The organism is Streptomyces thermodiastaticus (genome assembly GCF_014656135.1).
In the GTDB taxonomy this organism is placed as follows: domain Bacteria; phylum Actinomycetota; class Actinomycetes; order Streptomycetales; family Streptomycetaceae; genus Streptomyces; species Streptomyces thermodiastaticus.
In genome coordinates this window covers 1-26010 of the sequence record NZ_BNBV01000021.1, presented here as the reverse complement: position 1 = coordinate 26010, position 26010 = coordinate 1, and the positions used below count along the sequence as shown (strand labels likewise).

Genomic DNA, 26010 nt, shown 5'->3' with positions numbered 1-26010 from the left:
GATCGTCAGCCGCGTTCGGTGAGGCCGGCGAAGAACTCCTCCACGGCCGGCCACACCCGGCCGCCGCCGGACAGCCCGCGCCACTCCCGCCGGACCAGGGCCACCAGCCGGAAGCAGTCGTCCACGGGGAGGATCCAGTGGTGGTCCATGCCCCGCACGGTGTTCACCAGCAGGGCCTCCACCTCCGGCTGCAGCAAGGCGAGTTCCGGACACTGCCCGGCCGCCCGCCGCCAGGCCCGCGCATCCACCTCCCAGCGCATGGCGCCGGCCGGGCTCGGGCCCTGTGCGGTGACCGTGCCGTCGGCGTGCGGCACGAAGAACGCCAGACCGACCGGCACCCCGAGGGGGGCGGTGTCCACCCGGCCGAGCCGCATCCGGCGCCGGGGCACCAGCCGGAACGTCCCGCCGCCGCCCGCACCGTCACCGGCGAACAGCACCGCGCACGCCTCGCACGCGCACCGCACCTGGTGCTCGCTCAGGTCGTACAGGTGCCGGTGCTCCTCCGGCACCGGCGCCGCGCACAGCTCGCACACCTCCCGCGCGGCCGGCGCCGACCGGGCGGCCGAGGAACGGATCAGCCGGGCCAGAGCCCCCTGCGCGCTCACCCCGCCTCCCGTACACCGGAGACATCCGGGCCGCGCCGCGCCAGAGCCTCCAGCGGCACGAAGGCGGGCGCCGGCCGCCCGGCCGGCTGCTCGGGCACCGCCTCGACGTCCGACAGCTCGGGCGCGGCGGCCAGGACGGCCTCGCGCACCGCGCCGGCCACATCGGCCCCACCGCCGCCGCAGCCGGCACCGCACCCGCCGCCCGTGCGCACCCGCACCCGGGCCACCTCGCCGTCCACGGCCGCGAACTCCACGTCGCCGCCGCTCGCCCGAACCGCGGGACGCAGCCGTTCGACCGCGCGGGCCGCCCGCACCTCGACCGGGTCCGGGTGCACGGCGTGCAGCACCAGCAGATGCTCCAGCAGCTCGTCCTCCGCCATGCGCCGCCGCATCGGCGCGTCCGCGTGCTCGAGCACCCGGGCCAGCGCCTCCCCGTAGACCTCGGTCAGCAGCCGCACCGCCTCCACGGCACCGCGCACCGTCGGCCCGGGCGCCGACTGAAGCGTCTCCAGCAGGTCGTCGATGCGGGCGAGCCGCGCCTCCACGTCGGCGTCCGCCAGCCGCACCGGCGCCGGCGCGGCCTCAGCCGCCATGGCCCGCTCCGTAGGTGGGGGAGTGGGTGGTGGTGAGCGTCCTGCCGTTGCCCATGTACATGTGCACCCCGCACGGCAGACACGGATCGAAGCTGCGGACGGTGCGCATGATGTCGACGCCCTTGAAGTCGTCGGGCCCGTTCTCCTCGAAGATCGGCTGGCCCTGGACGGCGTCCTCGTAGGGGCCGGGGGTGCCGTAGTGGTCGCGGGGGCTGGCGTTCCACGGGGTCGGCGGGTACGGGTGGTAGTTGGCGATCTTCTTGTCCTTGATCACCAGGTGGTGGGAGAGCACCCCGCGGACGGCCTCGTGGAAGCCGCAGCCGATCGCCTCCTCCGGCACCTCGAAGTTCTCGAACACCCGGGTGTCCCCGGCGCGCACCAGCTGCATGGCCTCCTGAAGGAACTGGAAGGCCATCGCCGCCGCGTAGGCGACGAAGTACGGCCGGGCCCGGTCGCGTTCGATGGTGTTGGACCACCGGGGGATGTGCCACTCCAGGGTCATCTCCGGCAGCTTCTCGCTCTTGGGCAGCATGATCCGCACACTGCGGCCGGTGGCCTTGACGTACGGGGTGTCGACCAGGTTGCTCAGCGCGGTGGTCCACAGGCGGCCGAGGGGGCCGCCGCCGGTGTCCAGGGCGAGGTGGTCGCCGGTGCGGGCGTCGTACCAGCGGGGGCTCATCACCCAGCTGTAGTTGCCCTCGAAGTCGCGTTTCTGCGGCACCGGGAGGGTGGTCTGGTTCCAGGGGTGCCGCATGTCGACCGGGTTGCCCAGCGGGTCGTGGGTGACGAACGGTTCCTCGTTCACCCAGTCCTCGTAGAAGGACGAGCCGAGCAGGATCCGCAGCCCGAGGTTGATGTCGACGAGGTTGTTGGTGACCAGTTCGCCGTCGACGACGATGCCGGGGGTGACATACATGTCCTTGCCCCACTCGTTCATCGTCTCGTACCGGTAGTCGCAGGTGTTCTGGTTCTGGAAGGCTCCCCAGCAGCCCAGCAGGATCCGGCGGCGGCCCACCTCCTCGTACCCCGGCAGCGCCTCGTAGAAGAAGTCGAAGACGTCGTCGTTCAGCGCCACGGCCTGCTTGACGAAGTCGAGCACGCGCAGCATGCGGGAGAGGTAGTCGGTGAACGTGGTGGGCTGCGGCATGGTGCCCACCCCGCCGGGATACAGCGTGGAGGGATGCACATGGCGGCCCTCCATCAGGCAGAACATCTCCCGGGTCACCCGTGACACCTTCAGCGCCTGCTTGTACACCTCGCCCTCGAACGGGTTGAAGGCGCGCATGATGTCGGCGATCGTCCGGTAGCCGTGGATGTGTCCGCGGGGGGCCTCGGTGCGCTCGGCGCGGGCCAGCACCCCCGGGTTGGTGGCCTTGACCATGGCCTCGCAGAAGTCCACGAACACCAGGTTGTCCTGGAAGATCGTGTGGTCGAACATGTACTCCGCGGCCTCGCCGAGGTTGGTGATCAGCTCGGCCAGCGGCGGGGGTTTGATGCCGTAGGCCATCTGCTGGGCGTAGTGCGAGCACGTGGTGTGGTTGTCGCCGCAGATCCCGCAGATCCGCGAGGTGATGAACCCGGCGTCCCGGGGGTCCTTGCCCTTCATGAACACCGAGTAGCCGCGGAAGAGGGACGAGGTGGAGCGGCAGTCGATCACTTCCCGGTTGGCGAAGTCGATCTTGGTGTAGATGCCCAGGTTGCCGATGATCCGCGTGATCGGGTCCCAGGACATGTCCACGATCTGCGGAGGTTTGCGTGCGGCCGGGCGGGCTTCGGTGGCGGTCATGTTCGCTACTGCCTCACTGTCCGTGGTCCAGGGATGGGGTGGGGGGAGTCGTCGTGCGGGTGTGTGCGTCGCCGTCCGGGGCCGGTGCCGGCGGCGGTGACGGATCCGCGGGCTCCAGCTCGTCCGGGCGGAAGTAGTGGAACCGGCCGTACCAGGTGTGCAGCTCCGCCGCCGGGTCGTCGTCCACGGTGACGGCCACCTGCACCCCGCCGTCCACGTCTCGGAACACCCCGGCGACGTGCCCGGTGCGGCCGGCCAGGAACATGTCCTGGGCGTCCGCGCCCCGCCGGGGACGCAGCCGGACCCGGCTGCCGCGGCCCACCCGCACCCCGTCGACGAGCACGGTGTCCGTCGCGGGGGACGGCCCGGCGGCGTCCTCCTGCCACCAGGCGGGCCGCTCGGGTGCGCCGTCGGGGGCGGCGGCGGGAGCACCGGCCGAGGCGGGTGCGAGCGAGCGGATGGCGCCGTGCAGCCGGGCCAGCACCTCGGCGGGCATGGTGTCCACCCGGTCCAGGATCTCGGCGGCCCGCGGGTCCGTGGCCCGCGCCTCGGCCTTCTCCTCGTCGGTCAGCAGCATGGTGCGCAGGGTCAGGATCTCGTCGATCTCCGCGGCGTCGTGCAGATCGCCGGGGCTCTCCGGCGCCACCTGCGGATGGTCCGGCAGCAGGATCGGCGCGGACAGCACGGCCGGAGCGGCCTGGCCGTCACCGCCCGGGCCGGAGTCCGGGCCGCCGCCCAGGACCGGGAAGGTGAACTCGTTGCGGCAGTCGCCCGCCGCGTCCGCCAGCCCGGCCGGCGGGTCGATCAGCGACACGAACCGCACACCGCTGCCGGTGATCAGGGTGTGCGTGGCGATCAGCGCCTGCCGCAGCGCCCGGTCGCGCGGAACCGACGGATCGGGGCACCGCCCCGTGTTCTCCGTCCGCACCCGCAGCCGCACCAGGTCCGTGCCGAGCCGCTGTGCCGTCAGCGTGACACGGGCGTGGACCTGCCGGCGGCTGCGCACCACACGTCCGGCGCCCGACGGCAAATCCTCGGTCTCCTCCCCGGCCGCCGCGCCCGCCTCGACGGTCAGCTCCCGGCGCAGCAGGTCGTCCAGCGCGACGGTGAGACGGGTCTCGCGCGGCACCGCCTCGTCGAAGGTGAGATGACAGACCCCGTCCGCCGTGCGCAGCGAGTCGACCGGGCGGTGCCCGCCGGGGGCGGCCTGCTCCACCTGCTTGTGCTGCATCTGCAGGTACCGCACCCGGACCGTCACGGCGGCGTCGTCCCGGCCGGCCCGCAGCAGGCACTCGGTGCGCTGGTACCAGGAGTCCGCGGAGCCGGACACCCCCGGCGTGACGGGACCGTCGCGTTCCACCCAGGCCCGGGGCAGCAGCACCCCGAACTGCCACCGCACCCGGTTCTTCGGCGAGGAGCGGCGGTAGGGGTAGAGCAGGTAGCCCTCGTACAGGACGGCGTCCGCCACCGCGCTCAGCCGGTCGGCGAGCGGCCCGGGGGACGGGCCGTCCGCGGGCGGCTCGGGGGCGTCCACGGCGACGGCGCGGGCAGCGCTCCGCGCGGCCACGGCATCGGGCATCCGGCCTCCTCGGTTGGGGTGTGCGCCATCCCTTCCACCCCGGCGTGTCTTCCACGCGCCGCCGCCCCCGAGCGGCGCGCAGTTGTCGACCGTCCGGCGCACTTCCCGCACGCGCGGGATGCCGGCCGGCGGCACACTGAGGTATGGACGCCCGGACCGGCGCCGCGGACACGGCCGGCGGCCCGGCACACCTGCGAGCAGGCCGGCGGCACACGTGCCCGGCCCGCCCCGGCCATTGCGCGGACGGTGCCATGCAGACCTTCCTGCCCTACCCCGGCTTCACGGAGTGCGCGCAGGTGCTCGACCGCCGCAGACTGGGCAAACAGCGGGTGGAGGCACTGCAGGTGCTGCGCGGTCTGACGGTGCCCGGATACGGCTGGCGCCGGCACCCGGCGGTCCGCATGTGGATCGGCTACGAGGAGGCGCTGGTGCGCTACGGGCTGGAGGTGTGCCGGGTGTGGCGGGACCAGGGCCACCAGGACACCTGCGCGGCCTCGCTCGTCGCCGGTCTCGCCGCGCACCGCCCCGGCCACCCCGTCCGCGACCAGCGGCAGCTGGCCGCGGCCGGAGAGCTGCCGCCCTGGCTGGGCGACGACGCCGTGCACCTCAGCCACCGCTCGGCGCTGGTGCGCAAGGACCCCGAGCGGTACCGCCCGCTGTTCCCGGACGTGCCGGACGACCTGCCCTACGTCTGGCCCCGGTCCGACCGCGACCCGGAGCCGCCTCCGGAAGGCCCATGACACCCCCGCAGGCCCCCCTGACACCCACAGGCCCGTGACTGACATCCCCACAGGCCCGTGACGCATCCCGCGTCGCATGCATGCTCCAGGTCAGGGCACCTGGAAAAGAGTGACGGCGGGTGCGGGCCGAGTCACCGCCGACGGTGTGGGAGAGCGCATGGACGTGCTGGCCCGGCTGGACGCGTACCAGCGACGGCACCGCTGGGCCGGGCTCCCGCTGGCCGTGGCCTACAAGTTCTACGACGACCAGGCCGCCTACCTGGCCGCCCTGATGACCTACTACGGCTTCCTCGCGTTGTTCCCGCTGCTGCTCTTCCTGGTCGCGGTGCTCAGCTCGGTGCTCAGCGGCAACCCTCAGGTGCAGCAGGCACTGCTGAACTCGGCGCTGCGGGAGTTCCCGGTGATCGGCGACCAGATCGTGCACAACATCCGCTCCTTCCACGGCAGCCCCTTCGCCGTGGCCGTGGGTGTGGCCGGCAGCCTCTACGGTGCGCTGAACGTCGCCCAGGCCGCCCAGCACGCGCTGAACAAGATCTTCGCCGTGCCCCGGCACGCCCGCCCGGACCCGCTGCGCTCACGCGTCAAGGGGCTGAAGTTCCTGTCGCTGCTGGCGCTGGGCCTGTGCATCACCACGGTGCTGTCCACGGCGGCGGAGTCGGCGGCCGGGCTGTTCGGCGCCCGGCTGGCCGTCGGGGTGCGCGTGGCCGCGGTGATCGGGGCCGTGCTGATCAACGCCGCTCTGCTGGTGGCCAGCTACCGGGTGCTGATCCGGCGCCGGCTGCCGCTGCGGACGACGTACGGGGCGGCCCTGGCCGGGGCGTGCGCCTGGCAGCTGGTGCTGTGGGGCGGCACGTACTACGTCGGCCATGTGCTGCGCGGTGCCACGGCGACCTACGGCCTGTTCGGCATCGTGCTCGGCCTGCTGGCCTGGCTGTACCTCGGCGCGCTGATCTACCTGGTCACCGCGGAGATCACCGCCGTGCGCCGGATGAGGCTGTGGCCGCGCAGCCTGCTCAGCCCGTTCACCGACCGGGTCCATCTCAGCGCGGGCGACCAGCGGGCCTACCGGTCGTACGCGTCCACGGAGTCCTTCAAGGGCTTCGAAAAGATCACCGTCCACTTCGACCCGCCGCCGCACGACGAGACCGGCGCCCACCCGCACGAGGACACCGGCGCCCACCCGCACGAGGACATCGGCCCCTACCCGCACGAGGACACCGGCGCCCACCCGCACGACGACGCCGGCGGACACCCCGATGAGAACGGCAGAACCTAGGTGTGCCGCCCCGGTCCGTCGGCCTCCCCGGCCGAACCGGCGGCACCGGACGTGTCCGGGACGCGCAGCGCCAGCAGGACGACGTCGTCGTCGTACGTCTGCTGCCGGGGCATCAGCGCGTCGCACAGCTGCTCCAGCGGGGCCGTGGCGAGCGGGGCGGCGCGCGCGGCCAGTTTCTCCAGCCCGGCGTCGATGTCCTCACCGCGGCGCTCGATCAGGCCGTCGGTGAACAGCAGCAGGGTGCTCGCCGGGGGCAGCGGGTGGGTGTGGTCGGGGCGGGGGAAAGAGGGGTCCACGCCGACCGGGATGCCGTGCTGGGCGACGGACAGGTTGCGGGCGGTGCCGTCCTCGGTGAGGAGCAGCGGCGGGGGGTGCCCGGCGTTCGTCCAGCACAGCGTGTACCCGCCGTCCGGGCTCCGCTCGACGCGGCCCGCCACCAGCGTGGCCGCCATGGTGACGTCGTACGGGGTCAGGGCCCGGTCCAGCCGGTCCACGAGCCGGCCGGGCGGCCCGGACCGGTCGATGGCCAGGGCCCGCAGCATGTTGCGGATCTGGCCCATCACCGGTGCCGCCTCCACGTCGTGGCCGGTGACGTCCCCGACGACCACGAAGACGGCCCCGTCCGGCAGCGGCACCACGTCGTACCAGTCCCCGCCGAGCCGGGGCAGCTCGGAGGCCGGCTGGTAGCGGGCCTCCACCGCGAGCGGCGCCAGGTCGGGCAGCGCGGGCAGCAGCCGGCGCTGGAACTGCTCGGTGGCCCGCTTGAGCCGGTCGTACAGCCGGGAGTTCTCGATGCTCACGCCGGCCGCGCTGGCCAGTGCGGCCAGCAGGGTCTCGTCGTCGGCGGTGAACGGCGTTCCGTCCTGTTTGTCGGCGACGTACAGCGTGCCGTACACGGTGCCGCGCACCGTCAGCGGCACCCCGAGCAGCGTGGTCATCACCGGATGCCCGTCCGGGAAACCGACCGAGCGCGGGTCGGAGAGGATGTCCGGAACCCGCACCGGACCGGAGGCGGTCAGCAGGCCGGCCAGCAGTCCGTGCCCCTGGGGCAGCCCGGCGTCGGCCAGCAGCCTTTTCTCGTCCACGCCCACGGTGTACAGGTCGGTGAACTCCCCGTCCTCCCCGAGCACCGCGAGGGCGCTGTAGCGGGTGGCCAGCAGATCGTGCGCCGCGTTCACGATGTGCCGCAGGACGGTCGGGGTGTCCATGTCCGCGGTGATGGCCAGCACCGCGTCCAGCAGGCGGTGCAGCCTGCGCTGCCCCCAGGCGAGATGCTGCACCTGGGCGTTGAGCTGCTCCACGGACGCGCTCCGTGCGGGCGTGTTGTGCGTGTCCGCGGTCCGGTGCGTGTCCGCCGTCTCGCGCGGCCCCGGACCCCGCGGTTCGTCCGACATGCCAGACACCTCCCGCCGGCTCGGAAAACCCGGCGTACCACCGAACCCCCCACAGGGTCACCCTAAGCGGTCCGGGCGGAGCGGGCTTCTTGCCGGACAACACGATCGGCTGCTTGCGGCACCGGGCGAGGCGACCAAGACTGACAAGGCCGGTTCCGTTCCGCACTGGTCCCTGGCGGAACCGGCTCCGAGCCGTCCGGCCGGGGCGCACCGATGCACGCCCCGGCCGGTGTCAGGGCCCGGTCGCGGCGGGACCGGGCGGGTTCCTCAGCAGGCGCCCTCGTCCTCCCACGGCCCCCACGGCGAGGCGCCGGGGGTCTCGTTCTGGGTCCACCACTTGGCCTTCCAGTTGTGCCCGCCGTACGACACCTCGCTGCCGCCGGTGTATGCGGTGGCCGGGTCCCAGGCCGGCTTGCACTCGGTGCCGGCGGGCGGTGTGGGGTCGGTGGGCTCGGTGGGCGGGGTCGCCCCGGCGAAGGTCACCGAGAACTTCGCGAAGTCCCAGGACTCCTGCGGAACGCTGGAGCAGGTGCCGGAGGTGCGGCCGCCGTTGTCCGGCGGGGAGCACTGGCGGTCGCGGTTGAGCGACCAGAAGGTGAAGCGGTCCATGTGGTGGCTGGTGGCGAAGTCCAGCACGGTGCGGAAGTCGTCCTGGGTGAAGAACTCCCCGGTGTCGCTGCGGCCGTTCATCCCGGAGAAGCCTTCGTGGGCGTAGGCGGTGGCCTCGTCCCAGCCGAAGGTGGACTGCAGGATCCGGTTGAAGTCGGTCAGCGCGTCGATCTGGGAGGCCGCGCCGCCGTCGAAGCCGCCGTCGAACGGCATGATGGAGAAGTTGTTCGGGGTGAAGCCCTGGGACTTCGCCTCCAGCAGCATCTGCTTGCCGAACCAGCCGGTGCCGTCCGCCGTGCCGGCCGTGGTGACCGACACGTACAGGTCCGGGTTGTTCTGCTGCAGGATCTTCGCGGCGCCGATCTCGTTGTGGACGGCCGCCGCGTTCTCGTACTCCGGCTCCTCCAGATCGAAGTCGATGGCGTGCAGGTCGTACTTGGTGATGACCTGCTGGTAGGCGGCTGCCGTGGCGGCCGGGTCGGCGCAGGCCTGGCCGAGCTTGGTGCCGCCGTAGCCGCCGATGGAGACCGAGACGTCGCCGCCCTTGGCGCGGATGGTGTCGATGACGGACTCGACGGCCGTGTCGGAGGAGACCGGAGTCTTGCCGCCCCAGGTCGGGGTGCAGCCCCCGCCGTCGGGCGCCAGCACGAAGGCGAGCTGGAAGGACTTCAGACCGGTGGCGTCCATGATGGCGGCGGCGTCCGGTGGATCGTTGTCCAGCGGCATCAGGTACGGGGCGGCGGCATACCAGCGGTCGCTCAGCCGGGCGGTGGCGCCCGAGGCGCTCGGGGCGGCCAGGGCGGTGGTCGCGGCGGCGGCCAGGCCGACGGCGGCGGCCGCGCCCAGGCATGCGCGAAGACGTCTCACTGCGTGCCTCCAGTGGGGTCGGGGAGAGGCCCCAGCTTCCCTAGTGTGATGAGAGCACGTCAATAGATTGGTCTGGACCACGGGGGGTCTTTTGGGCTGGACCATACGTGTTCTTTGCCTGGCGGGTGCGATACCGCCGCACCGCCTCGTCCGAGACGGCGGCGTGGCGTTGCCCGCCCCGGCCGGACGGTGCGGCGAGGATGTCGCCGGGTCCGTTTGACACTGCGAGCCGACTCGGAGACGGATGTGACGGTGCGCCGTATCGGCCTGGTCGTGCACGGAGGACGGAGCGAGGCCGTGGCCGCCGCGGACGTGGTGCGCGCATGGGCCGCCGGGAACGACGTGCCCTGCGCCGACATCGACGTGTGGCAGGACGGCCGCCGCCACGCCCACGCGGAGGTCGAGGCCGCCGGCGACCCCGACCTCATCGTCACCCTCGGCGGCGACGGCACCTTCCTGCGCGGCGCCCGGCTGGCCGCCGAACACGACGCCCTGGTCCTCGGCGTCGACCTCGGCCGGGTCGGGTTCCTCACCGAGGTGCCCGCCTCCACCGTGCACACCGCGCTGGACGCCGTCGCCCAGGACCGGATGCACGTCGAGAGCCGCATGCTGCTCACCTTGCGCGCCTCACGCCGCCTGGACGTGCCCCCCGGCATCGGGGAACTCATGCGCTACGGCCGCCGGCCCATGCTGCCCCCGCCCCGGGTGCGCACCGACTGCGCCGCCGGCGGGGACTGGGGCGTCGCCCTGAACGTCACTGCCCTCAACGACGTCGTCGTGGAGAAACTCGCCCGCGACCGGCAGGTGTCGGCCGCGGTGTACATCGCCGGACGGCTGCTGGCCTCCTACTCCGCCGACGCGCTGCTGGTCGCCACCCCGACGGGCTCGACCGCCTACAGCTTCGCCGCCGGCGGCCCCGTGGTCTCCCCGCGCGCCGACGCCCTGGTGTTCACCCCCGTCGCCCCGCACATGACCTTCGACCGCTCCGTCGTGGCCGCCCCCGACGAACCCCTCGCCCTGCGCATCCTGCAGCACTCCGGACAGGCCGCCGTCAGCATCGACGGCCAGCTGCGCGGCGTGCTCGACCCGGGCGACTGGATCGGCGTGTACGCCGCGCCGCGCCGGCTGCGCGCCGTCCGCCTCGGCCCGATGGACTTCTACGGGCGGCTGCGGGACCGCATGAACCTCACCGACGCCCCGGCCGCGGTCGCCGACGGCACCCAGGCGCCCCTGTGGCCGGTGTCCACCCCGCCGCCGCACGACCTCGCCCACCTCGCCCTGCCGCCGGTGCCCGCCGCCCCGCCCGAGTCCCGCCCGGACCAGCGCCCCTGACCCGCCCCGCGCGTGACGGCCGGCGAGGTGGCGTGCCAGGCGTGCACGGTTGGCGGGGTGCCGTGCGGGGCACTCGGCGACGGCATGCGCCGGCAGCGACCCCGCGGAGGTACGAGTGGCAGTCCGGCACCGTCTGATCAAGGCCGCTCCCGGGACGGTGTGGAACGTCCTCGCGGACGGCACCCGCTACGGGGAGTGGGTCGTGGGCACGTCCTCCACCACACCGGTGCGCGGACAGTGGCCCGCGCTGGGCGCAACGCTCGAGTTCCAGGTGCGCCTGGGCCCGGTGAGTCTGACCGACCAGACCGTCGTCCGCCACTGCGTGGAGGGCTCCCTGCTCGAACTGGAGGCCAAGGCGGGTTTCCTCGGCACGGCACGGATCGCGCTGGAACTGCGCCCGTGGGGCGAGCACTGCCTGGTGATCGTCGACGAGCACCCGCTGCAGGGAGCCGGCGGCCTGCTGCACAACGTGGGCGTCGAGGCACTGATCCAGCTCCGGCACCGTGCCATGCTCGTCCGGCTCGCCCGCTGCTGCGAGCAGGACGCCCAAGCGCGGGACCGGGCCGGGCCCGGGCCCGCACCGCACACCGGGCCGGGGGCGGCGCATGCCTGACGCGGTGGTCGTCGGGGCCGGCCCGAACGGACTGGTCGCGGCGAACCTGCTGGCCGACGCGGGCTGGAGCGTGGAGGTCCTGGAGGAGCAGCCCGAGCCGGGCGGCGCGGTCCGTCACGACCGCGGCGTGGACCCCGCCTTCGTCAACGACCTGTTCAGCTCCTTCTACCCGTTCGCGGCCGCCTCCCCGGTCATCGCCCGCCTGCGCCTGGCGGACCACGGCCTGCGCTGGACCCACGCCCCGCACGTGCTGGCGCACCCGCTGAGCGACGGCCGGTGCGCCGTCCTCGACCGGAGCGTCGACGTCACCGCCGCCTCGCTGGACGCCTTCGCCGCCGGGGACGGCGACGCCTGGCGCCGCCTGCACAGGATGTGGCAGCACGTGGGCACCGAACTGACCGACGCGCTGCTCGGCCCGTTCCCGCCGGTGCGGCCCGCCCTGCGGCTCGCCGCCCGCGTGCGCGCCGCGGGCGGGCTGCGGCTGGCCCGCACCCTGCTGCTGCCGGTGCGCCGGCTGGGCGAGGAGGAGTTCCGCGGCGAGGGCGGCAGGCTGCTGCTGGCCGGCAACGCGCTCCACGCCGACCTGGCACCGGAGTCCGCGATCAGCGGCGGATTCGGCTGGCTGATGTCCATGCTCGGCCAGACCTGCGGTTTTCCCGTCCCGGTCGGCGGGGCCGGCGCCCTCACCGCCGCTCTCGCCGCTCGCCTGCGGGCCCGCGGCGGTGTGCTGCGCTGCCGGCAGCGGGTGGCACGGATCGTCGTCCGCGGCGGCCGCGCCGTGGGCGTGCTGACCGCCGGCGGGGAGGAGGTCCCCGCGCGGCACGCCGTCCTCGCCGACGTCGCTGTGCCGGTGCTGTACGGCCGGCTCGTCGGCGCCGAGTACCTGCCCGCCCGGCTGCTGGCCGACCTGCACCGCTTCCAGTGGGACTTCGCCACCTTCAAGGTGGACTGGGCGCTGGACGGGCCGGTCCCCTGGGCCACCGAGGGCCCGGCGGGCGCGGGCACCGTCCACCTGGCCGACGGCGTGGACGAGCTGACCCGCTTCGCCGCGCAGATCGCGATGCGGCAGGTGCCCGACCGGCCGTTCGCGCTGTTCGGCCAGATGACCACCACCGACGCCACCCGCTCGCCGCTCGGCACCGAGTCCGCGTGGGCCTACACCCACGTACCGCGCGAGGTCACCGGCGACGCGGGCGGGGAAGGGCTGACCGGCGTCTGGGACACCCGGGAGCAGGAGATCATGGCGGACCGGGTGGAACGCCAGGTCGAGCGGTTCGCCCCCGGCTTCCGCGCCGTCGTCCGCGCCCGCCGGGTCCTCGCCCCGCCCACACTGCAGGCGCTCGACCGCAACCTGGACGCCGGTGCCGTCAACGGCGGCACCACCGCCCTGCACCAGCAGGCCGTGTTCCGCCCGGTGCCCGGCACCGGGCGCCCCGCGACGCCCGTGCCCGGCCTGTTCCTGGCGTCCGCCGGGGCGCACCCGGGCGGCGGCGTGCACGGGGCGCCGGGCGCCAACGCCGCACGCGCCGCCCTGCGGCACCGGCTGCGCCGGACCTGGACCGGCGCGGGGCGCGCGCGCAGCCGCGACCGCCGGGCCGGACAGCAGCCGCCACCGGCCGGCTGATCACGCCGAGCCGGATGCGGTGAGGACGGCGGAGCACGGACCTCAGATGTGGCCCGGCCCGGGCAGACGGTGGGCGACGAGCGCCGCGATGTCGTCGTCGAGCCGCCCGGCGCTGTAGGCGACGAGGTCGTCGTGCAGCCGGTCCAGGAGCTGCCGGGGCGGCAGCCCGGCCCACGGAGCGACCCGCTCGGCCAGCGGATAGAAACGGCCGTCCGCATCACGGGTCTCGGTGACCCCGTCGGTGTACAGCAGCAGCTGGTCGCCCGGCTGGAAGGGCTCGACCTGCAGCTGGTAGCCGTCGCCGGTCAGCACGCCCAGATTGATGGGCGGCGCCGGGTCGCCGTGCAGCGGCTCGGTGGCCCCGCCCTTGCGGATCAGCAGCGGCGGCGGGTGACCGCAGTTGACCAGGCGCACCACCGGCTCGTGGTCGGGGATCTCCGCGAAGACCGCGGTGACGAAGCGTTCGGCCGCCTCGTCGCCGGGCAGCTGGGCGGCGTGGCGGCTCATGCTGCGCTCCATGCGCCGGGCCAGGGCGATCAGGTCGGGCTCCTCGTACGCCGCCTCCCGGAAGGAGCCCAGCATCGCCGCAGCGGTCTCCACGGCGACCAGGCCCTTGCCGCGGACGTCGCCGATGAGCAGCCGCACGCCGTACTCCGTGGACATCACCTCGTACAGGTCGCCGCCGATGCGGGCCTCGGCCGCCGCGGACACGTACAGCGTCTCCACGGACACCTGCCGCAGCCGGCGCGGCACCGGACGCAGCAGCACCCGCTGCGCGGTCTCGGCGACGCTGCGGACCGTGGCGAGGGTGCGTTCCCGGCGCAGCCGGTGCACGGCCAGGAGGCCGCCGAGCACACCCACCAGCGCGGTGCACAGGTAGTTGGCCACATAGTGCCGGTCCCACAGATACGCCACCGGACGCCCCGCGCAGCACGGCGTCCCCGCCAGCACCCCCTCGAAGACGATCGCCAGCGCCGTCAGGACGGTCACACCGAGCGGACCGTAGGCGTAGGCGGCGATCAGCGGCAGGGCGATCAGCAGAAAGCTCACCGGCCAGTTCACCGGGGTGAGCGGCTCGATGGCGAGCACCACGACCAGGTACCCGAACGGCAGCCAGCGCAGCCAGGCCGGAGGCGCGGGCATCGGAGGCCGGCCGTCGCGCGCCCGTGCCCGGCCGGTGCCGCCCCGCCGGGGCAGTCTCACCGCACGCTCCGGCACGGTCCGGGCCACGGGCATCGCGGCCGGGCGGCGGGCACGGGCGGTCCCGGCCGGAGCCCGGGCGTGCGGTCCGGGCCCGGTCGGGCGTCGTCACGGAAAGACTCAGGCGGCCTGTTCACAACAGCTCCCGACGGCTTGGTCAAGACCACCAGCCTGCGGCGCCCGGCCGCGTGCAGTGCCCCATTGCTCCAGGCAACGGCATGTCAGCCCGCACGGCGAGGCGGAGCCGCCGAACGGGGGAGGCGTGCCCGGCCACGACCGGCGGGGCCTGGCGCCCGTGTCACCGCCCGCCCCGGCGCGCGGCCCGCCCCGCTACCACCGGCCGTCCGCCGCACCGGCCGTGGCCCGCAGCGCGTGGTCGATGAACCTGCGGGACGCCGGCGGCAGGGCACGCCCGGTGAGCCAGGCGATGCCGATGTCCCGGGCGCCGCGCACGTCGGTCAGTTCCAGATAGCGGATCGGGAAGTCCGGGGTGGCGGCCGTGTCCGGCGACGAGGGGATCAGGGACACGCCCAGCCCCGCCGCGACCAGGCCGCGCAGGGTCTGCACCTCCTCGCCCTCGAAGGCGACCCGCGGCCCGAATCCCGCCTCACGGCACAGCGACTCGGTGATGCTGCGCAGCCCGTAGCCCGGTTTGAGCAGGATGAACGGCTCGTCGGCGACCTCGGCCAGGCGGACCCGGCCGCGCCGGGCCAGACGGTGCCGGACGGGCACGGCCAGCCACAGCGGTTCGACCAGCAGCCGCCGCCAGGTGATCAGCGGGTGCTCCGGGTCACCACTGGTGATCATCAGTTCCGCGGTGCCGTCCAGCAGATGCCGGACCAGGCCCTGCTCGCCGTGCTGGTACAGCTCGAAGCGGACGCCGGGGAAGTCCTCGCGGAACCCGGTCACCAGCCGGGGCACCAGCCAGGTGCCCAGGGTGTGCAGGAAGGCCAGGGACACCAGACCCGTGTCCGGGTGGACGGCCTCGGCCACCGCCCGCCGCCCCCGGTCGTAGCTGTCCAGGGCGGCGTCGACGTACTCCTTGAACACCCGCCCCGCCGGGGTCAGGCACAGCACCCGGCCGACGCGCTGCAGCAGTTCCGCGCCGACCTCCTGCTCCAGCCGGCGCAGCGCCCGGGACAGGGCGGGCTGGGTGATGCGGGCCTCGGCGGCGGCCTCGGTGACCGTCAGGCCCTCGGCCACCGCCTGGAAGGAACGCAGCACCTGAAGATCCATCGCCGGATCACCCTGCCACCGGCCGGACCGGCGCGCACCGGGCGACCGGGTGGGGGCGGACGACGGGCCGGGCCGCGACGGTGCGTGCGCTGACGGCATCGCACAGCCGTTCCGCGGTGGTCACGGCCTCCGCCAGCTCCTGCGGCAAGGGCAGGTCGCGTCCGCGGCGGCCCGGCTCGCCCCGGGCGTGGTCCACCGCCCGCCGCGCCTCGGCGAGCAGGTGGTAGGCGCCGCGGCGCAGCGCGTGCCGCTGGGCCGGCGGGACCTCTTCGGCCAGCCGGCCGTAGCGCTGCGCGGCGCCCACCGCGGCCTCGGTGAGCGCGACGGCCCGCTGCGCCGCCGACCGGGGCCACAGCACGAGATGCGCGACCAGGACGATCGCGGAGGCCAGCGAGGTGTCCAGGATCCGCGGCCCGTACAGCTGCCGGTGGTCGCCGAGCAGATCCACCAGGACGAGCACGATCGCGGTCAGGCCGGTCGTGGCCAGCGCGTAGTGCCGGCGTACGCCGACGGCCATCAGCGCGGCGAAGGCGGCCACCGCGCCGATCAGCGCGTAGGTGTTCTGGGTCAGCAGGGTCACCGTACCGAGGGCGGCCACCCCGGCGACCGTGCCGGCCACACGGTGCAGCGCCCGCCGGGCGACGGGCCCGAAGTCCGGCTGGTAGACAAAGGCCACCGTCATCGGCAGCCAGTAGCCGCGCGGCTCGTGCAGCACCTCGGCGCACACCTGGGCGAGGAGGACGCACAGCGCGAGCAGCATGGAGTAGCGCACCCGGGCGGCGCGGCCGTGCCGGGGAGCCGTCGGCAGCCGGGCGGGCAGCTCGTGCGGGCGTGCCCGGCCGGCCTGTGCCGCCAGGGCGGCGAGCGCCCGCAGGCCCGGGGTGTCCGGCTCGGTGCCCAGCACCGCCCGCGCGTCGGCCGGCTCGAGCACGTCGGCGTCGGCGCGGTCGGCACGGCGTCCCGCGGCCGGCAGCAGCCGTGCGGCCAGCAGCGCGGGCACCCCGGTCGCGCGCGACGGCAGCGGCCGGCCCTCCCACAGCAGGGCCGAGGTCACCTCGCCCAGCCGGACTCCCGTGTCGAAGGCCTCGCGCAGCGCCGCCCGCTCCGGCCGCTCCCGGCCGTCGTGCGTCAGATGCCGGTCCATCACCTGGTGGGCGTGGTCGAGCGCCGCGGTCAGGCGGCGCCGGGCGTCCTCGGCCGCCGGGGTGCCGGCCGCCGACAGGGCCGCGGCGGCCGCCCGGTACACGGCGCGCACGGCGGCCCGCTCGATGCCGTGACGCCGCCACAGCCACGGGGCCGCGGACAGCGCGACGACCAGGAGCACCCCGGCGAGCAGCGCGAGCGGGGCGTGCCACCACGGGCCCGGTACCGGGATGCCGCCGCCGATGGTGACGCCGAGCAGCAGATGCATGCCGCACACGGCGGCGATGCGGCCGCGCAGGCCGACGGCCCCGGCCACCAGGGCGGCGGCGACCAGACAGACGGTCACGGCCGCCGGATGCCCGCTGCGCAGCGCCAGCTCACCGGCGAGCAGACCGGCCGCGGCGCACAGACCCATGCCGCCCAGCCGCCGCACCCTGCGGCGGTAGGGATCGGAGCCGTCCTGGCTGACGCCCCACAGGGCACCGATGCCCGCGATCACGGAGGGCACCACGGCCCCGGTCCACACACCGAGCAGGAGAGGGACGGCCAGGGCGACGGCACCCCGCGCGGCAGCCGCGCAGGACGCCGGGCTCGGCGCGATGCTGCTCACTGCCGCCACGGGACCACGCGATGCCTTCATCGACGGATCGGACTCCTTGGGTGAGGGAACGGGGAAGCTGCGTTCCCTTCCAGGGTTGATCAATCCGACGCATGCGTCCAATGCCGGATGCGGGCCATGTCCATGCGCTCGGTGCATGAGTAGGGCCTGACCGGCCGGTTCGGCCGCTCCGCCGGGCGCGGGCGGAGCGGCCGGGGTGGTCGGAACACGAGGATTCGCCCGGTTCGGCGCACCAGGACCGGGACCGGCACACCTGTTCGTCATCCGGCCGCACGGCCGTCCCCCGTCCGTGGGAGCCGCAGAAGACCGGCGGATGCCCGGACGCCGGATCTGCCAGCCTCCCTGTGCCGGGCACGACGGCCCGGTGAGGCGACAGGGAGGTGGACGTTTGTCCGGTCATGTGGGACGTATCGGCGGGCGGCAGGTGGTGGCCGTGCTGGCCCTGGGCGGCGGTCTGCTGCTCGGCCCGCTGCAGCCGTCCCGGGCGGCGGAGGACAGCGGCAAGGCGGCGGGGGACAACGGGCCGGCGACCACCGCCACCGGCCCGGCCCACGACGAGGCCGCACCCACCGTGGTCCCCCCGCACGGCCTGTCCCGCGGCCAGGGCTGAGCAGGAGTGATACGGCAACCGGGGGGCGGCGCACACGGCTCGGCGCGCGCCGCCCCCGGTGCGGGTCCACCACGGACGCACCGCCCGGCCCCGTGCCCCGCACAGGCCGGACACGCGCGTCGGTGTTCCGAGGAAACGCGCGTCGGTGGTCCTGGGAGAGGCCTCCCGTTTGCCGCGGGGAGCCCCGGGGAAGACGCGTGAGACGCGGGGAGACACAGAGGCGGGGCCCCTGCCCGGCGCTCCACGCGCACACGCGGTGCCCGACACCCGCAACGGGACGCCGGGCACCGCGCGTCGTCCGGGAAGCGGTGCTGCCGCCTCAGGCGCGCCGCTCCGTGAGGCGGTGCTACGGCCGCAGGCGCACCGGCAGCTCGAACAGGTCGTTCTGGGTGACCACCGGCTTGTTGCGCAGCTCGCTGGCGGGCACCGCCAGGTCGAGCCGCGGGAAGCGGGCGTACAGCGCGGGCAGCGCGACACCCGCCTCCAGCCGCGACAACGCGGCGCCCGGGCAGACGTGCGGCCCGTGGCCGAAGGAGATGTGACGGTTCTTCGTCTCACGGGTGATGTCGAAGACGCCCGCGGACGGTCCGTGCGCCTGCTCGTCGCGGCCGATCGCCCCGTAGGAGACGATCAGCGCGTCGCCCTTCGGGATGACGCGGTCGCCGACCGGGACGTCCTCGGTCGCGAACCGGATCAGCACGTGCGAGGTGGGTGCGGAGTACCGCAGCGTCTCCTCGATCACCGCGGACCACTCGGCCTGTCCGGAGAGCACCAGCGCACGCTGCTCGGGGTGCGTGGAGAGATTGACCACCGCGTTGACGATCAGCGAGATGGTCGTCTCGTGGCCGGCCGCGACCAGCAGCTGCAGCGTGGAGACGATCTCCTCGTCGGTGAGCTGGTCGCCGTTCTCGGAGGCCGCGATCAGCGCGCTGGTGAGGTCGTCACCGGGCGACCGACGTTTCGCGGCGACCGTGTCGCCCATCAGCTGTGCCAGCTCTCGCAGCGTCGCGCCGACCTCTTCGGGCGGGGTCTGGGTGGAGAAGAACTTGTCGAACAGCACCTTCAGCCGGGGCAGCAGCGACGTGTCGATGCCCATCAGATCCGCGATGACGTACATCGGCAGCGGATAGGCGAACTCGGCCTTCAGATCGACCACGTCCTGATCCAGCGGCAGGGCGTCCAGCAGTTCCCCGGTGAGCTGCTCGATCCGCCCGCGCATGTGCTCCACCCGGCGCGGCGTGAGCGCCTGCGCGACCAGCGTGCGCAGCCGGCGGTGCTCGGCGCCGTCCACGGTGAGCATCGACGGGCCCGGGTTGGCCAGGCCGATCAGCGGCCAGTCGCCCGGTATCTCGCCGCGCTGCCACGCCGTCCAGACGTCGATGTCCTTCACCAGCCGGGGGTCGGTCAGCAGCGCCTTGGCCTCGGCGTGATGGGTGACCGCCCACACCGGGACACCGCCCGGCAGTTCCACCGCGGCGAGCGGCCCGGCCGCGCGCAGCCGGGCGCTCTCGCCGTTCAGATCGGTCACGAAAGGATCGAGGACGATGCGGGAGGTGTCGTTGCCGATGGTCGTGCCGGTGGTGCCTGTGGTGCCGGTTGTCATCGTCAGCCGCCTTTCAGGGCAGGGGTCGCGGTGAACCGTACGGGCAACTCGGTGAGCCCTCGCAGCCAGGGCGAGGGACGGCGGGTAAGGGCCTCGGCGGGCACCGCTAGATCGATGTCCGGCAGCCGGTCCAGCACCACCTCGATGCCCTTCCGCGCGATCACCTCGGCGATCTCCTGAGCGGGGAAGGGGCAGCGGTGCTCGCCGTGGCCGAAGGAGAAGTGGGCGCTGTTGCCACCGGTCAGCGCCGAACCGTGGGTGCGCACCTGCGGGTCGGAGTTGGCGCCCTGCAGGCCGAGCACCAGCATGTCGCCGGCGTGGATGTGGCGGCCGCCGAGCTGGGTGTCCCGGGACGCCCAGCGCCCGGCGACGTTCTGCGTGGGGGTGTCCTCCCACAGCACCTCGTTCATGGCCTCGGCGATGCTGTTGCGGCCGCCGAACAGGGACGCGGCGAAACGGTCGTCGGTGAGCATCAGGCGCAGCGAGTTGCCGATCCAGTCCGCGGTGGGCTGATGGCCGGCCGCCATCATCACCATCAGGTCCTCGGCCAGTTCCCGGTCGGAGAACCCGCGGTTGCCGGCGAGCAGCCGGGAGGCCACGTCGTCCTCCGGCTGCTCCGTGCGCGCGACGAGCAGCTCCGCCATGGACTTGGCCAGGTACGCCTGGCCGTCGAGCGCCCGTTCACGGCCGTCGATCATGTCGTTCAGGGCGGTGACCAGGGCCGGGCCCTCCTCGTCGGAGAACCCGTACAGCCGGGCCAGCACCCGCACCGGCAGCAGCATCGCGTAGTCGCCGATCAGGTCGGCCTCGCCCCGGGAGCACACCGCGTCGATCAGCTCGTCGGCGAACCGCTCGGAGTGCCGGCGCAGTTCGGTCGGGTCCACCGCCTCCAGCGCCTCGGAGAGCATCGCCGCGCGCTCCCGGTGCCGCTCGCCGACCGTGTACAGGATCGACGGCTGCTTGTGGCCGATCATCGGCAGCAGCGGCCAGTCCTCGGGGATGTTCTCCCACTGGCTCCACAGATCGGAATCGCGGCTGAACAGCACCGGATCACCGGAGACCTGGTGCAGTTCGCGGTAGCCCAGTACCAGCCAGGCCGGGATGCCGCCGTCGAGCAGCACCGGGACGACCGGCCCGTGCGTGCGCCGCATCTCGCGGTACACGCGGGCGGGATCGCTCTGGAACTCCGGGCCGCTGAGCGGAACGGCGTCAGGGATCACACCAACTCCTGTGGGGGCAGGGCCGACCGCGCGGCCTGACCGGTGTACTGGTTCTTCAGGTGCTCGACGAGCGTGATGAGGACCTGCTTGCAGGACTCGCGTGAGCGTGCGTCGCAGTCCACCAGCGGCACCCGGGGATCGAGGTCGAGGGCCTGGCGGACCTCGTCGTGGCTGTACCGGGGGCCGCCGAAGTCGTTGCAGGCCACGATGAACGGCGTGCCGTGGTGCTCCAGGCGGTCGATGGCGTACCACGAGTCGTCGATGCGGCGCGTGTCCACCAGCACGACGGCGCCGAGCGTGCCGGAGAACAGCCGGTCCCACAGGAACCAGAACCGTTCCTGGCCGGGCGCGCCGAACAGGTACAGCACATTGCGCGCGTCCAGCGTGATACGGCCGAAGTCGAAGGCCACGGTCGTGGCGGTCTTGCCGCGGACACCGGTGAGGTCGTCCACATGCTCGCCCGCCTGGGTCATCGTCTCCTCGGTGTTGAGGGGGCGGATCTCGCTGACCGAGCGGACCAGAGTGGTCTTGCCGACGCCGAAGCCGCCCACGACCACGATCTTCAGGCCGTTGTCTGCCTGGGCACCCAGCGGGGTGCGCGCCTCAGAGATTGCGGAGTCCAACGAGCACCTGCTCCAGGATGTCGGGGTCGTAAACGGCTGCCGTGCGCGGATGCCGGGCACTGACCCGGCCCGCCGCCAGCAGGTCGCACAGCAGCACCTTGGTGATGCTCACGGGCAGACGCAGCTCGGCGGAGATCTCCACCACGGCCGTGGGGAAGCGGGTCATGCGCAGGATCGCGGCGTGCTCGGACTGCATGCCCGGCACCGGGTCCGACTCCGCGACGACCAGGGTGACCAGGTCGAAGGGGTCGTCGGGGCCCGTGCTGGTACGTCCGCCGGTGATCGTGTACAGCCGATCCGGGGCGTCGTCCCTGCCCGGCCGGGTCATGACGTCCGGGGCTGAGCAGTGAGGTGCTCGCCCAGCTGCTCGACCAGTTCGCTCATGTTGTGCCCCACGAGCCCGGCGTCCGCGTCCTCGTCGGTGATCACGGCCAGGTGCGCGCCCTCACCGGCCTCCACGATGAACAGCACGCCGCCGTAGAACTCGGTCATCGCCGAGCGCACGCCGCCGCTGCCGTCGCCGAACTCGGCGGAGGCGCCGTGGGACAGCGACTGGATGCCGGCGGCGATCGCGGCGAGCTGGTCGGCCTGGTCGACCGTCAGCTCGGGGGTGCGGCACAGCTTCAGCCCGTCGCGGGACAGTACGAGCGCGTGCCGGGTCCCCGGGGTCCGCTCCAACAGGCCCTGCAGGAGCCAGGTGAGCTTGTCGTCGGCGGTGGTCTGGCCGGTCATGAAGTGGTGTCGCCTTCCGGATGCGCGTAGGGGTGGGACGTGGTGGGGGCCGCGTCGGCCGGGGGAGCGGTGTCGCTCTCGGGCGCCGGCTGCCCGTCGGCGGTGCCGGGCGGCGCCGGCTGCCCGGGACCGCTCGCGCGCACGGCCTTGCGGAAGCTGCTGAAGCGCGCGACGCGGGTCTTCGCGTCCTGGGGGCCGGACGCGGAGCGCGGCGCGGAGGAGCGGGCGGCGGCGCGGGCGCGTTCGGCCTCGGCCAACGTGCGGCCGCGGCGCCGCCGCGGCAGGCCCGCCACGCGCTCGGCGGTGTCGCCGTCGGTGCCGTCCGGCGGGCTCTCGTGCACCGGCTCAGGAGCGGGAGCGGGGGCCGGCCGTTCCTGTCGCGGTGCGTCGGCGGCGGCGCGGGTGTCCCGGTCCTCCTTCGGAGCCGTACGGGTCGGCTGTGCCGGCCCGGAGGACGCGGCGGCGGGCGAGGCGAGGATCTCCTGCGGGAGCAGGACCAGCACCCCGGTGCCGCCCCGTGCGGACGGCCGGAAGGACACCTTCAGGCCGTACTTGCGGGCCAGACGGCCGACGACGGCCAGCCCGAGCCGGGTGCCGGTCAGACCGCCCAGGCCCTCGACCTCGCCGGAGACGGCCCGCTCGGCACGGCGCAGCTGGACCTCGCCCATGACCAGGCCGCTGTCCTCCACGGACACGATGACGCCGGCGGGCACCTCCTCGACGTAGACGTGCACCTCGGAGGTCGGCGGCGAGAAGTTGGCGGCGTTGTCGAGGATCTCGGCCAGCGCGTGCATCACGCCCTCGGCGGCGTGCCCGGCCACGGCGGCCTCGCTGGTGGCGTGCACCCGCACGCGGCGGTAGGCGCCGATCCGGCCCATGGCACCGCGCAGGATCGACTCCATCGGGATGGGCCGCGCCCAGCGGCGGCCCGAACGGGCGCCGGTGAGCACCGCGATGGAGTCGGCCAGCCTGCCGGCCTGCGCGGTGCGGTGGTCCAGGTGCAGCAGGTCCGCCAGGACCTGCTCGTCGGAGTGGCGCTCCTCCATGGCCCGCAGGTCGGCGAGCATGGCGGTGGTCAGCGCCTGCATCCGGCCGGCCACGCTGGCGGTCGCGGAGACCGCGGCGTCACGGGCCCGCCGGGACTGCTTCAGCTCCTCGGCCAGGCGGGCGTTCTCCTCGGTGAGGCGGCGCAGCTCGCGGGCGCTCTCCTCCTCCAGCCGGGCCCTGTCCTGGGCCAGCGACTGGGCGTACTCGGCGCGCTGACGTGCGAGTTCGTCCGACAGCTGCTGCCGCTCGCGGTGCGTCTGGGTGGTCAGCCGCGCGTTCTCCTGGCGCAGGCGGTCGGCCTCCTGCCGCGTCGACTCCAGCCGCTGCCGGGTGATCCGCGTGGTCCGTGCCGCCCGTACCGCCGCGAACACGGCGATCACCAGTACCACGGCTCCGCCGCCGGTGCCCCAGGCGAGCCGGGTGCGGGCGGCTTCCGGTGCCGTCGTGACCAGCACCGCGGCCGCGGCGAAGGCCACGACGGCCGTCAGGAAGGGCAGGGGGAGCAGCGTACGGAGGGCTGGGCGCTCGCCGCGAGGCGTGGGGGCGGTCATCAATCGGGTCCTCGGGCGGGCCGCCGCTCGCGGGAGGGCGGCCCTCGGTCTGTCCGTGGGCAGGTCCTGGCTAGGGGGTGCGATAGGTGGCAGTCAACTGTCGGTCACTATACGAGGCTTGACGATCTCATTGGTAAGGACCTGTTCGCAATCTTTCGATCTCAGCGGTCAACGGGCCCCGCTCGCCTGCCCGCAGCGGGGCGTCGGCCTTTCGGTTGCTCATCTGTGTTCATGGGCAGGGCTGTTGCCTACCATGACGTGATCATCCATGCCCTACCGGGGGAGGAGTCCGCATGCAGTCGACCGGCCGGGGGCTGCGCTCGCCGAGGGGGCGGGCCGTGCTCGCCCTGGCGGTGGTCCTGGTCCTGGCCGGGGCACTGGCAGTGGGTCTCGCCCACGACCGCACCGCGCGCACCCCGGGGACGGCGGACGTGGGCGCCGACGGGCTGCCGCACACCACCGTCGAGGTCTCGCCGGGCCGGTGCGGCCGCGGCTGGGACGCGCCCGAGCCCGGCCTGCAGGTCTTCGACCTGCACAACACCTTCCACCGGGCCGCCGAGGTGTTCCTGGAGGACGCCGCGAGCGGCGCGGTCTACGGCGAGGTGGAGGACATCGGCCCCGGCACCACCCGCCCGCTGACCGTCCGCCTGGGCAAGGGCACCTACCGCTTCCGGTGCCTGCCGGAGGACGTCGACGCGGCCACCGGTCCCACGGTCCGCATCGACCGCGGCCAGGGCGGACCGGCCGCCTCGCCCGTCACCGCGCACGACCTGATCCCGCCCGCCCTCGACTACCAGACCTGGGTGGCCGGCGGACTCGACGAGGCGGTGAAGCTGGCCGTACGGCTCCAGCAGGCCGTCGTCCGCGGCGATGCGGCCGCGGCCCGTGCCGCCTGGCTGCCGGCCCACCTGCAGTACGAGCGGCTCGGAGGGGCCTACGACGCCTTCGGCGACGCGGACGGCGTGATCAACGGCACCGACGCCGGACTGCCCGGCGGCGTGCACGATCCGGACTTCACCGGCTTCCACCGCATCGAGTACGGGCTGTGGCACGGCGAGAGCACCCACAGCCTCAAGGCCCCGGCGGCCGCGCTCGTCACCGCCCTCACCACCCTGCGCGACGACTGGTCCCAGGCCCGGATGGACCCGGCCCAACTGGGCCTGCGCGCCCACGAGATCCTGGAGAACACCGTGCAGTTCGAGCTGACCGGACGCACCGACTACGGCAGCGGCACCAGCCTCGCCACCGCCCGCGCCGACCTCGACGGCACCCGTGCCGTGCTGGCCCGGCTGCGTCCGCTGCTCACCACGCGGTACGCCGATCTCGCGGACCTGCAGCGGCAGCTGGACCACGCCCAGCACCTCGTGGACGGCTTCCGCCACGGTGACCGGTGGACCCCGCTCGGCCGGCTGACCCGCGCCCAGCGCGAGAAGACCGACGCGGTCTTCGGTGACCTGGTGGAACGCCTGGCCTCCGTGGCCACGCTGTGCGACCCGAGGAGGACGGCGTGAGGGTGCCGGGACGGGAACCGGAGGACACCGGGCGGCCGGACGGGGAGCGGCGGGCACCGGACGGCACGCGGCAGGGCACGGCGGCACTGGGACGGCGGCGCTTCCTGCGCGGTGCCGCCCTCGCGGGAGCCTCCGTCGCCGCGGGCGGGGCCGCCGCCCCCGCCGGCGGGGCCACCGGACGGGCCGCGGGCACCTTCGGCGCGGCCGGCGCGCCCCTGCCGCCCTTCCACGGCCGCCACCAGTGGTCGGTCACCGCGCTCCCGCGCCGCACCTGCGCGTTCGTCGCCCTGGACGTCACCGCGGACAGCCGGGCCGAACTGACCGAGCTGATGCGCACGCTCACCGACCGGGCACGCTTCCTCGCCTCGGGAGGGACGCCCGAACCGGTCGGCATCACCGGGCCGCCCCCCGACTCCGGCCTTCTCGGCGGCAGGCTGCCCTCCGGTGCGCTGGCCGTGACCGTGGGCGTCGGCGCCTCCCTGTTCGACGAGCGGTACGGGCTGGCTCCGCGCCGGCCGCGCCGCCTGACGGCCATGCCGTCCTTCCCCGACGACGACCTGCGGCCCGAGTGGTGCCACGGCGACCTCAGCCTGCAGCTGCACGCCGACGAGCAGGACACGGTGCTGCACGCGCTGCGTGACATCGCCCGGCACACCCGCGGTGCCGCGCAGGTCCGCTGGCGCCTGGACGGCTTCACCAGCCCGCCCCGGCCCTCGGGCACCCCGCGCAACCTGCTCGGCTTCAAGGACGGCACCGCCAACCCGGACCCGGACGACGCCCGTGAGATGAACCGCCTGGTGTGGGTGGGCGGCGACGCGGACGAGCCGGAGTGGACGGCCGGCGGCAGCTACCAGGTCGTCCGGCTGATCCGCATGCTGGTGGAGTTCTGGGACCGGG

General features: G+C 74.2%; 23 protein-coding genes. 8 read left to right on the top strand and 15 right to left on the bottom strand.

The window, feature by feature from the left end:
• Positions 1-5 precede the first annotated feature (5 nt).
• Genes IE286_RS18910 through IE286_RS18895 form a run of 4 tightly spaced genes read right to left on the bottom strand, consistent with a single transcriptional unit; the run spans position 6 to position 4563 of the window.
• Positions 6-605, bottom strand: coding sequence for a DUF5947 family protein (locus tag IE286_RS18910; protein WP_189797947.1), 600 nt, complete (start codon positions 603-605; stop codon positions 6-8).
• Positions 602-1198: a NifU-related iron-sulfur-binding protein gene (locus IE286_RS18905; RefSeq protein WP_189797946.1), complete on the bottom strand. Its 597-nt coding sequence runs from the start codon at positions 1196-1198 to the stop codon at positions 602-604. Before IE286_RS18905 ends, IE286_RS18910 begins: the two co-directional genes overlap by 4 nt.
• Positions 1188-2984, bottom strand: a complete 1797-nt coding sequence (locus IE286_RS18900; protein ID WP_189797945.1) for a nickel-dependent hydrogenase large subunit — start codon at positions 2982-2984, stop codon at positions 1188-1190. The genes IE286_RS18905 and IE286_RS18900 overlap by 11 nt, the downstream gene beginning before the upstream one ends.
• A gap of 13 nt (positions 2985-2997) precedes the next feature.
• Positions 2998-4563: a hypothetical protein gene (locus tag IE286_RS18895; protein ID WP_229863132.1), complete on the bottom strand. Its 1566-nt coding sequence runs from the start codon at positions 4561-4563 to the stop codon at positions 2998-3000.
• Between the two features lie 251 nt (positions 4564-4814).
• Between IE286_RS18895 and IE286_RS18890 the strand changes: the two genes are divergently transcribed.
• Together IE286_RS18890 and IE286_RS18885 are read left to right on the top strand one after the other, a co-directional pair.
• The gene (locus IE286_RS18890) at positions 4815-5303 is read left to right on the top strand and encodes an MSMEG_6728 family protein (RefSeq protein ID WP_189797944.1); all 489 of its coding nucleotides are present in this window, start codon (positions 4815-4817) and stop codon (positions 5301-5303) included.
• Positions 5304-5460: 157 nt separating this feature from the next.
• The gene (locus tag IE286_RS18885) at positions 5461-6579 is read left to right on the top strand and encodes a YihY/virulence factor BrkB family protein (RefSeq protein ID WP_229863131.1); all 1119 of its coding nucleotides are present in this window, start codon (positions 5461-5463) and stop codon (positions 6577-6579) included.
• Here IE286_RS18885 and IE286_RS18880 read toward each other — a convergent pair.
• Both IE286_RS18880 and IE286_RS18875 read right to left on the bottom strand, forming a co-directional pair.
• Positions 6576-7973 carry a PP2C family protein-serine/threonine phosphatase gene (locus IE286_RS18880; protein WP_189797943.1) on the bottom strand — a complete coding sequence of 466 codons (1398 nt, stop codon included), beginning with the start codon at positions 7971-7973 and terminating at the stop codon, positions 6576-6578. The genes IE286_RS18885 and IE286_RS18880 overlap by 4 nt on opposite strands.
• Before the next feature lie 267 nt (positions 7974-8240).
• Entirely contained in the window at positions 8241-9449 is a 1209-nt protein-coding gene (locus IE286_RS18875) for a carbohydrate-binding protein (protein ID WP_189797942.1), read from the bottom strand.
• Between the two features lie 246 nt (positions 9450-9695).
• On the opposite strand from IE286_RS18875, the gene IE286_RS18870 reads away from it, so the two are divergent.
• From IE286_RS18870 to IE286_RS18860, 3 genes are all read left to right on the top strand, one after another.
• A complete protein-coding gene (locus IE286_RS18870; RefSeq protein ID WP_189798024.1) occupies positions 9696-10781 on the top strand; it encodes an NAD(+)/NADH kinase in 1086 nt (361 codons plus the stop codon).
• Between the two features lie 115 nt (positions 10782-10896).
• Entirely contained in the window at positions 10897-11394 is a 498-nt protein-coding gene (locus IE286_RS18865; protein ID WP_189797941.1) for an SRPBCC family protein, read from the top strand.
• On the top strand, positions 11387-13018 hold the full coding sequence (locus tag IE286_RS18860) for a phytoene desaturase family protein (protein ID WP_189797940.1): 1632 nt from the start codon (positions 11387-11389) through the stop codon (positions 13016-13018). Before IE286_RS18865 ends, IE286_RS18860 begins: the two co-directional genes overlap by 8 nt.
• A gap of 42 nt (positions 13019-13060) precedes the next feature.
• On the opposite strand, the gene IE286_RS18855 is transcribed toward IE286_RS18860, so the two are convergent.
• The 3 genes from IE286_RS18855 to IE286_RS18845 form a co-directional block, all read right to left on the bottom strand.
• Complete coding sequence (locus IE286_RS18855) at positions 13061-14161, bottom strand: PP2C family protein-serine/threonine phosphatase (RefSeq protein ID WP_189797939.1); 1101 nt, start codon at positions 14159-14161, stop codon at positions 13061-13063.
• A gap of 387 nt (positions 14162-14548) precedes the next feature.
• A complete protein-coding gene (locus tag IE286_RS18850; RefSeq protein WP_189797938.1) occupies positions 14549-15454 on the bottom strand; it encodes a LysR family transcriptional regulator in 906 nt (301 codons plus the stop codon).
• A gap of 7 nt (positions 15455-15461) precedes the next feature.
• Positions 15462-17207 carry an FUSC family protein gene (locus IE286_RS18845; protein WP_229863120.1) on the bottom strand — a complete coding sequence of 582 codons (1746 nt, stop codon included), beginning with the start codon at positions 17205-17207 and terminating at the stop codon, positions 15462-15464.
• A gap of 397 nt (positions 17208-17604) precedes the next feature.
• On the opposite strand from IE286_RS18845, the gene IE286_RS18840 reads away from it, so the two are divergent.
• Positions 17605-17826: a hypothetical protein gene (locus IE286_RS18840; RefSeq protein WP_189798034.1), complete on the top strand. Its 222-nt coding sequence runs from the start codon at positions 17605-17607 to the stop codon at positions 17824-17826.
• A gap of 346 nt (positions 17827-18172) precedes the next feature.
• Here the strand turns inward: IE286_RS18840 and IE286_RS18835 are convergent, their stop codons facing one another.
• Genes IE286_RS18835 through IE286_RS18810 form a run of 6 tightly spaced genes read right to left on the bottom strand, consistent with a single transcriptional unit; the run spans position 18173 to position 23602 of the window.
• The gene (locus IE286_RS18835) at positions 18173-19429 is read right to left on the bottom strand and encodes a cytochrome P450 family protein (RefSeq protein WP_189797936.1); all 1257 of its coding nucleotides are present in this window, start codon (positions 19427-19429) and stop codon (positions 18173-18175) included.
• A gap of 2 nt (positions 19430-19431) precedes the next feature.
• Complete coding sequence (locus IE286_RS18830; protein WP_189797935.1) at positions 19432-20649, bottom strand: cytochrome P450; 1218 nt, start codon at positions 20647-20649, stop codon at positions 19432-19434.
• The gene (locus IE286_RS18825) at positions 20646-21272 is read right to left on the bottom strand and encodes a GTP-binding protein (protein ID WP_372462538.1); all 627 of its coding nucleotides are present in this window, start codon (positions 21270-21272) and stop codon (positions 20646-20648) included. Before IE286_RS18825 ends, IE286_RS18830 begins: the two co-directional genes overlap by 4 nt.
• The gene (locus tag IE286_RS18820; protein WP_189797934.1) at positions 21253-21600 is read right to left on the bottom strand and encodes a DUF742 domain-containing protein; all 348 of its coding nucleotides are present in this window, start codon (positions 21598-21600) and stop codon (positions 21253-21255) included. Before IE286_RS18820 ends, IE286_RS18825 begins: the two co-directional genes overlap by 20 nt.
• On the bottom strand, positions 21597-22004 hold the full coding sequence (locus IE286_RS18815) for a roadblock/LC7 domain-containing protein (protein ID WP_125498267.1): 408 nt from the start codon (positions 22002-22004) through the stop codon (positions 21597-21599). The genes IE286_RS18820 and IE286_RS18815 overlap by 4 nt, the downstream gene beginning before the upstream one ends.
• Positions 22001-23602 carry a sensor histidine kinase gene (locus IE286_RS18810; RefSeq protein ID WP_189797933.1) on the bottom strand — a complete coding sequence of 534 codons (1602 nt, stop codon included), beginning with the start codon at positions 23600-23602 and terminating at the stop codon, positions 22001-22003. Before IE286_RS18810 ends, IE286_RS18815 begins: the two co-directional genes overlap by 4 nt.
• A 293-nt stretch (positions 23603-23895) precedes the next feature.
• On the opposite strand from IE286_RS18810, the gene IE286_RS18805 reads away from it, so the two are divergent.
• Both IE286_RS18805 and IE286_RS18800 read left to right on the top strand, forming a co-directional pair.
• Entirely contained in the window at positions 23896-25113 is a 1218-nt protein-coding gene (locus IE286_RS18805; RefSeq protein WP_189797932.1) for an EfeM/EfeO family lipoprotein, read from the top strand.
• Between the two features lie 86 nt (positions 25114-25199).
• Positions 25200-26010 (top strand): Dyp-type peroxidase (locus IE286_RS18800; protein ID WP_189798022.1); only part of this gene is annotated, 811 nt, incomplete at its 3' end.

Coding starts and splice junctions, on each gene's coding strand:
- IE286_RS18905 (WP_189797946.1), bottom strand. CDS start 1,198: ATGGCGGCTGAGGCCGCGCCGGCGCCGGTGCGGCTGGCGGACGCCGAC.
- IE286_RS18900 (WP_189797945.1), bottom strand. CDS start 2,984: ATGACCGCCACCGAAGCCCGCCCGGCCGCACGCAAACCTCCGCAGATC.
- IE286_RS18895 (WP_229863132.1), bottom strand. CDS start 4,563: ATGCCCGATGCCGTGGCCGCGCGGAGCGCTGCCCGCGCCGTCGCCGTG.
- IE286_RS18890 (WP_189797944.1), top strand. CDS start 4,815: ATGCAGACCTTCCTGCCCTACCCCGGCTTCACGGAGTGCGCGCAGGTG.
- IE286_RS18885 (WP_229863131.1), top strand. CDS start 5,461: ATGGACGTGCTGGCCCGGCTGGACGCGTACCAGCGACGGCACCGCTGG.
- IE286_RS18880 (WP_189797943.1), bottom strand. CDS start 7,973: ATGTCGGACGAACCGCGGGGTCCGGGGCCGCGCGAGACGGCGGACACG.
- IE286_RS18860 (WP_189797940.1), top strand. CDS start 11,387: ATGCCTGACGCGGTGGTCGTCGGGGCCGGCCCGAACGGACTGGTCGCG.
- IE286_RS18855 (WP_189797939.1), bottom strand. CDS start 14,161: ATGCCCGCGCCTCCGGCCTGGCTGCGCTGGCTGCCGTTCGGGTACCTG.
- IE286_RS18850 (WP_189797938.1), bottom strand. CDS start 15,454: ATGGATCTTCAGGTGCTGCGTTCCTTCCAGGCGGTGGCCGAGGGCCTG.
- IE286_RS18835 (WP_189797936.1), bottom strand. CDS start 19,429: ATGACAACCGGCACCACAGGCACCACCGGCACGACCATCGGCAACGAC.
- IE286_RS18820 (WP_189797934.1), bottom strand. CDS start 21,600: ATGACCCGGCCGGGCAGGGACGACGCCCCGGATCGGCTGTACACGATC.
- IE286_RS18815 (WP_125498267.1), bottom strand. CDS start 22,004: ATGACCGGCCAGACCACCGCCGACGACAAGCTCACCTGGCTCCTGCAG.
- IE286_RS18810 (WP_189797933.1), bottom strand. CDS start 23,602: ATGACCGCCCCCACGCCTCGCGGCGAGCGCCCAGCCCTCCGTACGCTG.
- IE286_RS18805 (WP_189797932.1), top strand. CDS start 23,896: ATGCAGTCGACCGGCCGGGGGCTGCGCTCGCCGAGGGGGCGGGCCGTG.